The 13,591-nt window shown below is 39.6% G+C and carries 13 protein-coding genes and 1 pseudogene; 3 read left to right on the plus strand and 11 right to left on the minus strand.

The annotated features are described in order from the left end of the window. Positions 1 to 13: 13 nt before the first annotated feature. Together AAEY72_RS07120 and AAEY72_RS07125 are read left to right on the plus strand one after the other, a co-directional pair. Positions 14 to 1,228: a low temperature requirement protein A gene (locus tag AAEY72_RS07120; RefSeq protein ID WP_352310024.1), complete on the plus strand. Its 1,215-nt coding sequence runs from the start codon at positions 14 to 16 to the stop codon at positions 1,226 to 1,228. Positions 1,229 to 1,341: 113 nt separating this feature from the next. After that, entirely contained in the window at positions 1,342 to 1,692 is a 351-nt protein-coding gene (locus AAEY72_RS07125) for an MliC family protein (protein ID WP_352310025.1), read from the plus strand. Positions 1,693 to 1,953: 261 nt separating this feature from the next. On the opposite strand, the gene AAEY72_RS07130 is transcribed toward AAEY72_RS07125, so the two are convergent. The 4 genes from AAEY72_RS07130 to AAEY72_RS07145 form a co-directional block, all read right to left on the minus strand. Beyond that, on the minus strand, positions 1,954 to 3,015 hold the full coding sequence (locus tag AAEY72_RS07130) for a hypothetical protein (protein WP_352310026.1): 1,062 nt from the start codon (positions 3,013 to 3,015) through the stop codon (positions 1,954 to 1,956). Positions 3,016 to 3,086: 71 nt separating this feature from the next. Continuing rightward, positions 3,087 to 3,458: a hypothetical protein gene (locus AAEY72_RS07135; RefSeq protein WP_352310027.1), complete on the minus strand. Its 372-nt coding sequence runs from the start codon at positions 3,456 to 3,458 to the stop codon at positions 3,087 to 3,089. Between the two features lie 86 nt (positions 3,459 to 3,544). Then, positions 3,545 to 3,982 carry a hypothetical protein gene (locus AAEY72_RS07140; RefSeq protein WP_352310028.1) on the minus strand — a complete coding sequence of 146 codons (438 nt, stop codon included), beginning with the start codon at positions 3,980 to 3,982 and terminating at the stop codon, positions 3,545 to 3,547. After that, entirely contained in the window at positions 3,982 to 4,275 is a 294-nt protein-coding gene (locus AAEY72_RS07145) for a hypothetical protein (protein WP_352310029.1), read from the minus strand. The genes AAEY72_RS07140 and AAEY72_RS07145 overlap by 1 nt, the downstream gene beginning before the upstream one ends. 8 nt (positions 4,276 to 4,283) lie before the next feature. On the opposite strand from AAEY72_RS07145, the pseudogene AAEY72_RS07150 reads away from it, so the two are divergent. Then, positions 4,284 to 4,602, plus strand: a pseudogene (locus AAEY72_RS07150) (DDE-type integrase/transposase/recombinase); the annotation flags it as partial. A 138-nt stretch (positions 4,603 to 4,740) separates the two neighbouring features. Here the strand turns inward: AAEY72_RS07150 and AAEY72_RS07155 are convergent. The 7 genes from AAEY72_RS07155 to AAEY72_RS07185 form a co-directional block, all read right to left on the minus strand. Next, positions 4,741 to 5,487 carry a hypothetical protein gene (locus AAEY72_RS07155; protein WP_352310030.1) on the minus strand — a complete coding sequence of 249 codons (747 nt, stop codon included), beginning with the start codon at positions 5,485 to 5,487 and terminating at the stop codon, positions 4,741 to 4,743. 15 nt (positions 5,488 to 5,502) lie between these two features. Further along, positions 5,503 to 7,299 carry a hypothetical protein gene (locus AAEY72_RS07160; protein WP_352310031.1) on the minus strand — a complete coding sequence of 599 codons (1,797 nt, stop codon included), beginning with the start codon at positions 7,297 to 7,299 and terminating at the stop codon, positions 5,503 to 5,505. Between the two features lie 2 nt (positions 7,300 to 7,301). Beyond that, positions 7,302 to 8,612 carry a DUF2345 domain-containing protein gene (locus AAEY72_RS07165; protein ID WP_352310032.1) on the minus strand — a complete coding sequence of 437 codons (1,311 nt, stop codon included), beginning with the start codon at positions 8,610 to 8,612 and terminating at the stop codon, positions 7,302 to 7,304. A gap of 114 nt (positions 8,613 to 8,726) precedes the next feature. Further along, positions 8,727 to 8,975, minus strand: coding sequence for a hypothetical protein (locus AAEY72_RS07170; RefSeq protein ID WP_352310033.1), 249 nt, complete (start codon positions 8,973 to 8,975; stop codon positions 8,727 to 8,729). 167 nt (positions 8,976 to 9,142) lie between these two features. Beyond that, positions 9,143 to 9,625: a hypothetical protein gene (locus AAEY72_RS07175; protein WP_352310034.1), complete on the minus strand. Its 483-nt coding sequence runs from the start codon at positions 9,623 to 9,625 to the stop codon at positions 9,143 to 9,145. 17 nt (positions 9,626 to 9,642) lie between these two features. After that, positions 9,643 to 10,659 (minus strand): polymorphic toxin type 44 domain-containing protein, encoded by a 1,017-nt coding sequence (locus AAEY72_RS07180; RefSeq protein ID WP_352310035.1) that lies wholly within the window; start codon positions 10,657 to 10,659, stop codon positions 9,643 to 9,645. Next, the gene (locus tag AAEY72_RS07185) at positions 10,652 to 13,522 is read right to left on the minus strand and encodes a contractile injection system protein, VgrG/Pvc8 family (protein ID WP_352310036.1); all 2,871 of its coding nucleotides are present in this window, start codon (positions 13,520 to 13,522) and stop codon (positions 10,652 to 10,654) included. The genes AAEY72_RS07180 and AAEY72_RS07185 overlap by 8 nt, the downstream gene beginning before the upstream one ends. Between the last annotated feature and the right edge of the window lie 69 nt (positions 13,523 to 13,591).

A 13,591-nucleotide genomic window follows, 5' to 3' on the forward strand; every position in this document is an offset into this window, starting at 1 on the left:
CAAAATATAAATCATGATCCCTATGCCTGTCACCGTACCTGCCATTAATAAAATTCATGCCCGCAATCCTAATGAGCAACATCGAGCATCTAGTACGCTTGAGTTATTATTTGATCTTGTCTATGTCATTGCTGTTGCTGCAGCAGCAAGCGGGCTTCATCACCGCTTACTTGAGCATAATTTTTCTGGATTTTTAACTTTTATCGTGGCTTTTTTTATATTGTGGAATGCTTGGACAAGCTTTACTTGGTTTGCCTCAGAGTATGACCCTGATGATTGGTATTACCGTCTCTCAGTAATGCTGCAAATGTTTGGCTCCTTAATGATTGCCGCCAACATCAATCAGTTTTTTGAGCAAGGACTCACATGGATAGGCGTCACTGGTTACGCGATCATGCGATTGGCCAGCTGTAGTCAGTGGTGGCGCGTTTATCAACAAGTAGAAGGCCACAAACAAGTGGCTGGGCGCAGTATTATTGGACTATTAACGTTACAAAGCGTTTGGATTATTTGGCTGTTTCTACCGACTTCAATACAAATGCCTGCCTTGCTCTTATTTATTTCCGCTGAATTACTGATGCCAATGTGGGCGCGCGTGGCGCAGAGCAATAACTGGCATCCTAAGCATATCGCCGAGCGTTATGGTCTTTTGACCATTATCGTTTTAGGCGAAGGTGTATTAGGGGTCAGCAACAGCATACAATACTTTTTAGTCAACTCTGACTCTGCTACCAGCACTATGATAATGCTAGGCTCTAGCTTAGTCGCATTGGTTTTTTCTTTATGGTGGCTCTATTTCACTATCCCTTTCGATACTATTTTAGATAAAGAGCGTCGGCGCTATGATTTATTTTTATTTGGTTACGGTCATTTTTTCGTATTTGCTTCATTAGCTGCCTTAGGCAGTGCGCTTAATTTGGTTACTGATGCTAGTGCGAATACTATTGAGCATAGCATTTCAGAAATTTATGCTATGAACATATTAATGATAATGTTAATCATATTTTTAACGACATTAACCTTGTTACGCACACTCATGTGCCGAAAATCGAAGCACAATATTTTAGCGATAATCATTGCAGCAATCATTATCGGGCTAAGTTGTCTTGCAGTGCATCAGGGTTTGCCCATTACTTATGGCATCTGGTTGAGCGTTCTTGCCCCTATAGCAATGACGTGGTATTTCAATCAAGACAACAAAAAGTGGCAAAATAAAACGGCATCTTAGTTGATGTTAATTAAAAACAACAATACGAGTAATGTTTTGCGTTAATATATGGCGCTTAATAGCTACCACCATTGTAGCTATGCAAATAAAACTATAATTTATAGAGAAGAAATATGAAAAAAATTCTAGTAGTGACACCAGTCATTTTGTTATTAGCAGCTTGTGCCTCTAATCCTACTGTGGATAGCAATCCAGAAAGTGCCTTTACTTGTAAAGATAATGGACAAGTAATGGCAACATATTCAGACAATGGGCAAGTTGCCAACTTGAACGTTAATTTACCAAAGATTGGCTTGAATAATAAGAGTGTTACGCTCAATCAAGCGGTCTCAGGCTCAGGGGCTCGTTATACTAATAACTCTGATCCAAAAATGAGTTATGACTGGCACACTAAGGCTGATTATGGAATCATGAAAGTAAGTATGCATAATGGTCAAGAATATAGTGTGAACTGTAAGCTATAGGTATTGACGCTATTTACGTAAAAGACCTCGCTACTGACAAACACAGTAGCGAGGTCTTTTTTGTTATGCAATTTTAATTTTAAATGTCGGTTCAAGATATTTCTTAGTCAGTACTGCCGTATAGGCTTGCATATCCTACTCAAGACTCGCCATAGGTCTTATGTTTTTTGTAGAACTATTAAAAAGGTTGTTAGGGTAATTGTTGACATCGATCGTGTCTTTATCGCCAAAGAAGCTTGCATATTGATACCAAAATTTTCCTCAACTATTATAAGCCACCACCGCCCATACAAATAAACCCATGTTAATAAGTATGATACATACCCATCTGACATTAACTTCCCAATTTCTACCGTCAAAGGCTAATTTGGCTTCATCATTTATGGGCTGAATAGGATAAGGGTTGTCTTGACCGTCCCATGTAAGTAGCTTTTGAACGTCAGGATGTAAGATGGCTCGCTTAGTACATTGGTAATGATTAGCCTGAAATAGATTACCTAAAGCTATTATTGAGCCTATTATAAAGACCATGATCTGACCACCGCCAGAATGATCACTCGGCAGTATACCGTTTTTGCGATAAATAATATCAGCGCAAGCAAAAAGTGATTGACTGGTATCCGCAGGGTATGCTTGGCAGAGTTCGTTGTCTATTGGCAGCTCATCAGCAGGGCTTTCCATATAGGTGCGAATAAATGCCCATTGCACTCGTGGGTTGACTCTATAATCCTCAAGCTTTAAATGATGGGTAATGTCTCCTGTCTCAGGATCAGCGACGTAGAGATTGAGTGGTGTGTAAGCTTGATTATATTTGTCCAGATGCAAGTCTGGATGTACGTTTTTATAGTCGACTACTTTAAGCTCATAAGGCTGTCTAAACTTCATCAGTGGGCGGTAATAATAAGCTATTTTCTGTTCTTTTTTTAAAAAATAATACTGGGTGCGAATGAAGTGTTTTCTAATAAGTTGATAGAGAAATAAAATTAGTGGCGTACCAAATACAACAATCCATAAGAAGCTGAATACTATATCAAAAATACTAAATTCACCATCTATAAAGACAACCTCTCCAATATCTTGAAGAAAATAATTACCTAACCAGAATGAAGAAAAATAAACCCACCCAATAGCAAAATAAAACATCCAAAAATATGCTGGCAAGAAGGTCAGATAATCAGGATTAACATCATGAATTTCTTTGTTGAGATGTTCAATATCTTCAGAGTTCTCTAATAAGTTTTTGCCTATGCTAGCGGTATAAGGACGCTCTATAGGATTATGAAGTTCACTGATATGTTTGGCAAAGTCGTCGCGTAGTTGCATTCACAGCCTTCTTGTTTTTATTTAAGCTATCTCACATATCAATAAATCTGTGCATTAATGATAGCTCTATATTAACTACCTGTACCTGCTCTTTTTGCTAAAAACATAAAAAGCATACTACCAAAGAACCAGAATAAGGCCAGCCCTAAAGATATAACATTTAGCACTAACCATTGATGATGATCCTTAATCAATAAAAGTGTATTTTTTTCATCTAAGCTATTGTGCATGGTACTATTACCATTTTTGAAAATGGGAAAGTATCCTTTTCTTTTATATATGAAGTAATATTGAATAAATATAGGAGTTGCGATGAAAGTCATAAATAACATTTCATACATATTCAACTTTCCTTTGTAATAACTTTCATTACCGTAAAGATACTTGCATAAAGATCTTAAATTATTCTGGGTGTAACGAATAACTAGTTGCTGTGAAATCATCCATAGAATCATACCTAATACAAAAATAAGAGTGCCAATATCTACTAATAAGTCATAATATATCATTCACCTTGTTTCCAATATGTCTAACTACTTACCTCTCTCTTCAACCATGTAAAAAAGAAAACTCCAAACATCCAAAACAAACCAAAAAATAAAGATAAAATATTTAAAACTAGCCATTTATAATGTTTCTTAACTAATAATAGAGCGTTTTTTTCATCTAAGTTAGTATGCATGATACTAGTGCCTCTACCGCCTCTAAACATTGGTAGACACCCTTTCCTTTTGTATACAAAATGATATTGAATAAAAATAGGTGTAGCTATAAAAGTCATAAAAAACATGTCATACATGTTTAGCTTACCTTTGTAATAGTGCTCATCCCCATAGAGGTAATAACATAATGACTTTAGGTTTTTTTGTGTATAATGAATAACCATTTGACGTAATATCATTGAAACAACTATTCCGCCTAACCCTGAAATGATAACAAGCCAACCTAAAGTATTCTCCCAGTTCATTATATTCTCTCATTAATTTCATCTGCTAGTAAGTTTCCAGATTCAGCACCCGCGAAACTTCCAACTGCACCACCTATGACTGCTCCAGCACCCAATACAACAAACCCTAATCCACCAGTAGTTACTCCAAACGCTACTGCTAAAATGGCTGTTCCCGCCATAGCACCATAATATCCTCCGTAGACAGTACCACCAAGTTTAAGAGTTTCTGTTACAGTTATTTTTGTCATATGATTTAGATCTCCTGTATCAGAAGCTTCCTTTATGTTTATGACAGCTCCAGCAAAACTCATTCCAATAAGAACATGGCATTAAATGCCGTCGCCACAAACACTTTAAAGTCACCACTGACTCTAATCACAATAAGCTAGTTTATCCAAACATACTTGATCAGTAGTTCGATTGCTAAGCGTTATCATGAGTCTTGGGTCAGTGATATCACCTATGTCTAGACAAGCGAGGGTTGGCTATACTTGGCTGGTGTTGAAGACTTATATACCAAGGAGCTAGTCGGCTACGCCATTAATAAACACATGACCGCAGATTTGGTATGCTGTGCACTCAATATGGCTATCAAGAACAAGCGGCCAAGCAAAGGGCTAATCGTTCACTCTGATAGGGAAATCAGTACTACAGCCAAACGAGAATTCAAAAGGGTTTGGGCCATAAACCGCCAAGATAGGTGTGGTTTAACTTTTATTGTCAGAATGCGTGACTAAAGCTTCCCAAGGTAATGTCCATGGATTTGACGGCAAGGTTCAATCATCTAACTGTATTAGCGCAACTACTTTGAGCAACTCTTCTACTACTACTGCGATTAAAAAAACACTCAAAGCGATACAAACTAGGCACATGACAATGTAAGCCAAAAAATCTTGATTACTGTCCAAAATAATTCTAGCAGATATTAAAGGGTTGCCACCGAAGAAACCTATTATAAGTACAGGAACTGTCAAAATAAGAAGTATATACATAGATATGCCACTGCCCAAGTTCACAGATGAGCTCTTTAAAGCTGTAATCCAAATATCAAATGAGAAAACAGAGGTTTTTTTATCAACACCTGTAACTGATTTTTCTATTAGTTGTCGGTACACCTTAATTTTATTTCTGAACTGATACAACTCTATACTGAATATAGAAATATATATAATTATTGTACTCAGCACTAACATGGGCATTGCTATATCAATACCTATACTAATAAAAAAAAGCCAGCCAATATAATAAAATACTAATGAAGTAGATAAAACACCAATAAAAGAGCCAATAAAAAACCGATAGACATTCTGCATATACCATTTAGTAGGAATCATTGTATATGTAAAGAAAAAACCTAATACAGTAAGTGTCCACAATTGACTACTACCAACTAAATAATGAGCGAATGCTAAAAACCCTGACAATAAAATTATAAAAAAAACGGCTATTTTTCCTTTAAAATGCATATACAGCTTTTCTGGAAACGCTACTGGATCAGGTAGTTGACAAGGTATGTTTTTCAAGATAATACTCCTAGTTTAGTAGCCAAGCTCATTCATATAACCTTTGACTCTGTTAGTTATTTGAAACCTTGAATCTAGTGCTTCGAGACCAAATGATACAAGTATTGTCACTCCAACACCTACAGCGATAACAGCAATAGCTGGAGCAGCCGCTGCCGTTAAAGCAATTGCAAAAGCTCCAACAGCCAATCCTGCTGCTGTAGCGACAACCGCTTTAATGGCACTACTACCAAGTCCCATCCACAAATCTGACCAGTTGTTAAATGGATCATCTGAAGTGAGCCATTCTGCTATTTCGAAAACGGCAACTATACCAAACCCTATACCGCCTAAACTTTTGCCTGCTGTAGATGCTGTCGTCTTAGCTGCTGCTCCTAAACCTACTGATGTTGCCGCTGCATAAACGCTAGATGCAGAAGCAGTCATACCGACTTTCATATTATCAATACCGTATCTTGTACCTGTTAAAAAACCTCTAAGCCCAGAGTAGCCTTTAAACACAATCATATTGGCTCCAGTTTTAGACTTTTTAATATAAAATCTTAATCTATCTTGCTTATCTTTACCGACTTTGAGTTTTCTAAATGCGTCATAGATAAAACTTCTGTTGTTAGCTTTTAGTGCATTTTGCGCTTCCCCGACTGTAGGTAGTAAAACGCCATCAAAAGCTATTGAACCAAAGACAGTATTAGCAATTTTTTTTAGATCATTGGTTGAGCCTTTACTTTTTTCATCAAATTCATAGAGCCCTTCTGCTAGTGATTCTTTTGTCTGAAAATGCCACATCATAGGCTCTGTTTCATCGATACCATTTGTCGATACTTTCCGTTTTGGTATACTAGTCGACTTATTGCTTAAACAGAACACAACAGGTGCGTTTGTATCATTCGGGTCTAAGGCTTCTAATGGAAAAGTCGCAATAGTCTTACTGCCTCTTTTAAGTAGTACTTTTCCATTGTACTTATTAGGAATATAGACAATATGCGGTGTACCATCTTTAAAGACAGATTTTTTCGTTTCCGCTAACTTATTGTCGAAGAATTTTTTTTCATCTTCTCGAGTTACCGTATACGTTGCTCCCGCTGTTATATCTACATCAAGTATTATTGTTCTTCGCTGCTTTTGTTCTTGCAGTTGAACTGTACTTTTTTCGCTATAAACCTTTGTAGTGCTTGGAGTTAGTTGAATCTGAAACTCACGATATTTTTTATCAGACCCTATAGGAATAACGCGTTTAGAGTCAGTAAACCTTTCGCCTGTAATAGGTTCAATAAATACTATTTCAACATTGGGTTGACTGCTTATAGCCAGTTCTTCAAATCTTGCTATTGCTGTATACTCGTGGTTCTTAGCCATTGGCATCTTTTGTGAATCATAAACCTTAGTCTTACCTTCTTTATCTAATGTACCTTTCAATGTGATTTTTTTGTTATTGTCTCCTTGAAATACCACTTCATAACGCCAAGGTTTTTTAAAATTGACCCATTTGTTAGCCATTAGCTTAGCTTGAAAATAGCAGTTGGAAACCAAAACAGTAGCGCTTTGTCCTGATTTAGTTGGTGTGTAACCCATTTTTTTTCGAGGACTTGCAGACTCCCATGTGTTTGTAGATAAATCTCTTAATTCTATATAGATTGGTTCGCCTTTCTTTATAGTGGCTGGTTCAGTCTTTCCATCTTCATTAGTTTTACCGGTTCTTAATACTCTTCCTCTTTTATCTACTATTCTATAATGAGCGTCGACAAAATCATGTCTACCATTTGAGTTCTTATATTCAAGCTTAAAAGTGCTGCTTACAGTTTGTTCACTCACATTTAATCTCCCGACCTTGTAACTTCAACACCACTCAATAATTCAGTAGAAAAATGTACTGCTATTTCTTCTGGATTTTCGGTTTGGAATTGCTGAGTTTCTCCACTAGCATTAGTAATACCTGATACAACTTCTCCGTCTTCTAAGAATGCTACATACTTTATGTTTGGTTGAGGCTTTTTATCTGAGTCTAATAATTTGAACTGTGTAGTATATAAAAGACTATGGGATATTTTTGCCTGCATTAGATTAACCTTACTTAACGAAAGCCCACCCCCACTCTCCCAATCCACTTTACTCGCTTTATAGCCAACTTGAGCAGGCGTGATAAACGTCACATTGCCACCTGATATCTCAATACCGCTGCCTGCGGCTTTCAGCGTTAGCGTATCAGGCGCGATGATATCAATACTATCTCGACTATAGAGTCGCAGGACTTGCTCACTATCGAGGCGCATCTCATTCTGATGGGCTTGTATGGTCACATCACCATGCGCGGCGGTATGGGTTTGGGCTTTATTACTGTAATAATGAATATCACCTGACACCAACTGATTCATCTGTGTTTGGCTATGATGATGGGTGCTATCTGTAGCATGGCTGTGCGTGTTTTGGGTACTGGTATGCTGGCTATGTTGTCCGGTCATAATAGCTAGGTGACGCTGAGAGTCGATCAGCAGATGCGCTTGTTGCCATTGTCCGGACTCGCTTAAGGTTGCGTCATTGGTGTCTTTGCTAAATTGGGCAAATGGCGTTTGGGATTCTTCCTTGTTACTCTTATCTTTGTTTTGCTTATTATTAGTACTACCCTCTAGTCCCACTGGCTGATGTGTGTCAGCTAGCTGCGCGTGAGCTTGCTGGTGTTGGTCAGCAGTTTGTAGTTTGCTGTGGCTGTCATGACTCATATGAGATTTTGATAAGGGGTCTGATGCTTGGCTACTGATATGAATACCCGTACTACCTTGCACATTAGCGGCGGCTTGGGTCTCGATACTGATGCCTTTTCCACGTGCTTGCCCACGAGTGTGCCCTGAGCCGTAATACAACTGATTGATGACTTTGCCGTCAGGTAAGGTGGTGGCTGTACGATTGCCTAGCTCATCGTATTGATACTGTAGCGCTAAGCTATACTCATGTTGTAAGCCTGCGATGTTAAGGGTGCTGGTTTGACGCTCTTTGATGAGTTGTCCATTGGCATCGTAAGCGAAATCGATTCGACTGTGCGGGTTGGTTGCGCTCAGCAGTTTGCCTGCTTTATCATATTGATATTGTACTTGTGCAGACTGCTCTGCGCTTGTACTGATTTGAGTCACTATCTGTCCTATCAAGTCTCGCTCATAACTGATACGGCGCTGTTGGTTTGAGGGCAGATGCGGATTATCAGTTTGGCTTATTAAGTTGCCAAGCGCGTCAAAGCGATATCGACTTTAATGACCATCAAAACGGGTTTCACCAACAAGATTATCACCTTTATCATACTCAAATATCCATGTCTCACCATTCTCATTGGTGAGCTGGCTTAGACAACGATAGTCATCATAAGCATAAGCAGTACTATTGCCTGATGCGTCTACTTGTTTGATGACTAGACCATCAACATCATAGTGAGTTGAAGTAGTAATGCCTAACGTATCATCATATTTATCAGTCAGCTGACCGATATCATCGTAGCGCATCTCGATGCTATTGCCATCTGGATAATCGACTCGTTTAACGAGGGTACTTAGCCAAGATTTACTATCGTCATAATGATAGTGAACAGCATTACCTTCAGCATCAATGATCTGTTCTGTACGCTGCTTATCATCGTATAGATACTAAGTTTGATAGCTCCTATAATCTGTCAGAAATCTTCATTGAGTATTATCTTTTTATCACACAACCCTTCACCTAGCCCTCTAACCTCAGTATGAGTATCATAAATATCGATTTCGTAGCTACAAAAACCTTTTTCTGTATCTGATACATTAAAGACCTCTCCCTGATTTTTGTACGAAGGCTTTCCCTCACTGTTCTTATCGGTAACATGCCACATAATATCAATATTAACTAGAGAATCCGCTAATAGAGCATAATCACTAACATAATAAAGATTTTTTTCATTGACATCTAAAACTATACGTTTTTCCGACTCCATCTCTTCTAAGGTAATCTCAGTATCACTATCTTCGGTCTCAAACTTCGAAGTATAAAGCGTAAAGCTTGTTTTATTATTCAAAAAAATCTTGTTTGAAGAATTTGCATGCATACATCCTAATAGGCTATTTATAGCAAATAGCATATTTAGAATTACTATGTATTTTATTAAATTTTTCTTTAAATGCATTATGATTCCTGTTTATTCTATAAATAACATACATGGGCCTGTTTAGAATATGGCAAGTTTGAATCAGCTGTAGAATCTAATATTTTCAATATCAAATATTCAGTGACATATGTTGCAGGATAAAAATTTTCAAACAAATCTATACCTATTTGCATGGCTGTAATATCGTCTTTGGTATCTGCTTTAAGCTCCATATCTTTGAAAACTTTTTCACTATTTTTAACCTTCATCACCTCATCAATTGCTTCCTTGCCAAATTGTTGTAGATAAGAACCCGTTAGCAAAGTATTTGCGTCAAACCCTACATACCTGCCTACATAGCCATAATGAATGTTTGACCAAACATCATAAAAATAATCGTAATTTTTATATTTATGAAAAAATGAATTGGACATTCTACCCGATTCAAGTTTTCTCTGAACAGCTAGATATTTAAGACTCGGATGATCTTTAATTTTAGGCTTATGATCCCATGATTTGCCGGGGGCAACTTGCATATACCAATTATAAAACCCTAAAGCTTTTCTCGGTGCTATTATAGATGATAACTGAGACTTTATTTTTGCAGCCTCACTAGATCTAACGTTTTTCTGTATTTCCTTAACAATATATTCCGCTACTTGAATCGCACCATCAGGATATTTGCAGGTCTGCGCATTCACTTTTCTTTGGGCTTCTCGATTATCTATAGTTACTTCAACTGTCGACCTAATATGAAGCTGATTGACATTATTATTTATTATCTGAGCTTTACTGCTACTTGAAGCATTTAGAGTACCCTCATCTACTTTTAACTCTCCAATAAATAGTTTATAACCTATAATTATTTTATTGACATCTACCTTACCGCTATCGTAGCTAAAATCTATTCTTTTGATTCCTTTATTGCCCACTATATCTTTGGCACCTATTAGTCCAATAATTGGGGTTTTAGAAAGTATAGCGCTACTATTGATTTTTATTTCATACCTACAGCTTGTTACGAAAACACTACCTGAAATAGATAAATGAATATACCCTGTTTTCTTAGCCATTATCTTGTCCCTCTACAACATGTATTTCAATATTTTCTGGTTCTTCAGTAATAAACTGCTCGGTGTATCCTAAGTTATCTGTCTTACCTATGATCGTCTCTTCAGTCGCATGATTATAGGCGATATAATCGCGATTCCTAAGTATGTTGCCTTCTTCATCTTCAGCTTTATATTTCAGGTAATACTTTTTACCTTCTATAATCTTTGCTTGTCTTAAGGATATAGATCTAGCAAGCCCTCCACCCCCACTGCCCCAATCCACCTTACTCGCCTTGTAGCCCACTTGAGCAGGCGTGATAAACGTCACATTGCCACCCGATATTTCAATGCCACTGCCTGCCGCTTTTAGCGTCAGCGTATCAGGCGCGATAATCTCAATACTATCGCGACTGTGCAGGCGTAGTACTTGTTCACTATCGAGTCGCATTTGCTCTTGATGCGCTTGTATGATCACATCGCCATGAGCGGCGGTATGGGTTTGCGCTTTATTGCTGTAGTAATGTATATCGCCTGCTACCAACTGATTCATTTGGGTTTGACTGTGATGATGGGTGCTATCGGTGGCATGACTATGCGTGCTTTGGGTACTGGTGTGCTGGCTATGTTGTCCGCTGAGCATCGCTAGATGACGCTGGGAGTCGATCAGCAGATTAGGTTGTTGCCATTGTCCAGCTTCGCTAAGCGTACTATCGTTAGTGTCTTTGCTAAATTGGGCAAATGGCGTTTGGGATTCTTCCTTGTTACTCTTATCTTTGCTTTGCTTATTATTAGTACTACCCTCTAGTCCCACTGGCTGATGGGTATCAGCCAGCTGGGTGTAGGCTTGCTGGTGTTGATCGGCTGTTTGTAGTTTGCCGTGGCTGTCATGACTCATGTGAGATTTTGATGAGGGGTCTGACTGACTGCTACTGATATGAATACCTGTACTGCCTTGCACGTTGGCAGCGGCTTGAGTCTCGATGCTGATACCTTTGCCCCGTGCTTGACCACGAGTATGGTCGCTATGCTGATACAGATGACCGATGGTTAGGCTGGACTGGAAGCTGCTGCTATAGACGTTAATCTGTGGACTGTCAGGATGGGCGTCAAACATCAGCTGGTTATAGCCGTTAATAAGGCTGTCTTTAGTGGCATCGCCTGTGCGACTGCTGTCGATACTTTGAGTCTTAATCCCATCTATGGGATAAGTATGGCTTTGATTGATGAACCAAGCGGGACTGGTGGCGTCAATAGTGTCGGTATCACTGACGATGCTATTATGCTGAGCATCAGTATTGCCTTGCCCGTTATGGGTACTGCCAATGATGATGGGATGAGTGATGTCACCACCGATGAAGTCGATAAGGACATGCTGTCCATGACGCAGAGGATGAGTCTGTCCCATGTGGTCGGCAACGAGGTGACTAGCAATGGGTATCCAGTGCGCGCTATCGTCTCCTTCGCTTTGCCAGTGATATCTGATATGCGCACGGTGGTTACGGTCATGGGTGATGGCGCTGCTATCTGTATCAATAATACTGGCACTCATGAGACCTGTCAGACTGGGATGCGGTTGTCCAAGTGTAGCAAACTGCTCCCCATAGGGAATGTGGTGATGATGTGGAAACGGTAGGTAGCAGGCAGTGATATGATGGACGTTGTTGTCATTGTCGTCATCATTGTAATGCTTCGCATTGGGCTGTAAAGTAATGGGATCAAAGGGCGCAGCGCCGAGCCAGTCTGCTGGTATATGATTGTTAATGTGCTGATGAATAGAGACGAGACTGATCGGATCAGTCAAATAAGGGTTGCCATCGATATAGTGGCTACTTGGCAAATTCAGATGACGGATGTTGCCGGTTAGGCTGCCTAGATTGGCCAGCTGCTCAGCGTTCTGCTGATAGCGGGTGGCAAGTGCGGTGAGTCCATCATCGTTTAAATAACTATGACTGTGCAAAAAGCGCTGATGCGTGCTGCTTGATGAATCGATAGGTTGCGCGCTACTGCTACTGCCGGTATAGGTACTCATCAAGCGACTGTCATAACGATGTAGATCGCTTTGCTGAATATGCTGGGCAATACGGGGACGAATGGCGGTGATGCGATCTTGTCTATCAGCGAGATTGGCAGGGTTTTGACTGAGAATGCTTTGAATGTCATTGGCATCAGGGCGCAGTATTTCGCCATTATGAGGAAGTAACACTAGCGTGTGACTATCCGCTTCATGACGGTAGTAGCCAGTAATACCGTAAAGGGTGAGATACTGCGTTAAGTAAGCGAGATCGGTTTGGTTGTATTGGACGCTATGCTGAATATGATAGCTGCTGTCATCACTGAGACGCTCGTCAATCTCAACGTCTATATCATATGGGCTAATAATATCTTTGATAAGCTCGCTTAAACTTAGATGATGATGACGGCGGTTATGACTGTTCAGGCGTAATTGGCTTAAGATAGGTTCGCAGATAATACGGTAGGCAGCCATACCACTGTTGCTACCAAGGGCAACGGCTTCGGTGATGATGCCGTGACGGATTTGGCTGGGTAGTATGGCGTCACCCGTGTGCCAGTGCATGGCTAGTTTTTGGCCTAACCATTGTTGTATATCCAGTTCTGCTTGTGGGTGCAGTAACGTAATGCTAATACGGTAGCCACTGAATAGAGCGAGCTGACGTTGCTGATAGGACTGCGCGCGTTGGTCGTGATGATAAGGGCTTGGGTAGGCATCAGGCGCTGGCATCAGCGCGGGCTTACGCCAAACGCTGTCAGGTAATGGCATACCTAACAAACTCTCAACCAAGTCAGCCTGTTGAATAATACTGGTGGCAATATCAGGATGGGCACTGCTAAGTTGCACATGCCGCTTTGTTTGAGTCCATACCATGACAAGCCCTTCTCTATCTAAAGGTTTAGCGATCAAAATTGCAAAGTAAAAAGTAATGCAAGCATTGCA

Source organism: Psychrobacter sp. W2-37-MNA-CIBAN-0211 (genome assembly GCF_040309405.1).
Taxonomy (GTDB): Bacteria; Pseudomonadota; Gammaproteobacteria; order Pseudomonadales; family Moraxellaceae; genus Psychrobacter; species Psychrobacter glaciei.

Excerpts from the sequence above, each read along its gene's own strand:
- AAEY72_RS07120 (WP_352310024.1), top strand. The coding sequence starts at position 14 with ATGATCCCTATGCCTGTCACCGTACCTGCCATTAATAAAATTCATGCC.
- AAEY72_RS07170 (WP_352310033.1), bottom strand. The coding sequence starts at position 8,975 with ATGCGCTACGATGATATCGGTCAGCTGACTGATAAATATGATGATACG.
- AAEY72_RS07125 (WP_352310025.1), top strand. The coding sequence starts at position 1,342 with ATGAAAAAAATTCTAGTAGTGACACCAGTCATTTTGTTATTAGCAGCT.
- AAEY72_RS07175 (WP_352310034.1), bottom strand. The coding sequence starts at position 9,625 with ATGCATTTAAAGAAAAATTTAATAAAATACATAGTAATTCTAAATATG.
- AAEY72_RS07130 (WP_352310026.1), bottom strand. The coding sequence starts at position 3,015 with ATGCAACTACGCGACGACTTTGCCAAACATATCAGTGAACTTCATAAT.
- AAEY72_RS07185 (WP_352310036.1), bottom strand. The coding sequence starts at position 13,522 with ATGGTATGGACTCAAACAAAGCGGCATGTGCAACTTAGCAGTGCCCAT.
- AAEY72_RS07140 (WP_352310028.1), bottom strand. The coding sequence starts at position 3,982 with ATGAACTGGGAGAATACTTTAGGTTGGCTTGTTATCATTTCAGGGTTA.
- AAEY72_RS07180 (WP_352310035.1), bottom strand. The coding sequence starts at position 10,659 with ATGGCTAAGAAAACAGGGTATATTCATTTATCTATTTCAGGTAGTGTT.
- AAEY72_RS07135 (WP_352310027.1), bottom strand. The coding sequence starts at position 3,458 with ATGATTTCACAGCAACTAGTTATTCGTTACACCCAGAATAATTTAAGA.
- AAEY72_RS07145 (WP_352310029.1), bottom strand. The coding sequence starts at position 4,275 with ATGAGTTTTGCTGGAGCTGTCATAAACATAAAGGAAGCTTCTGATACA.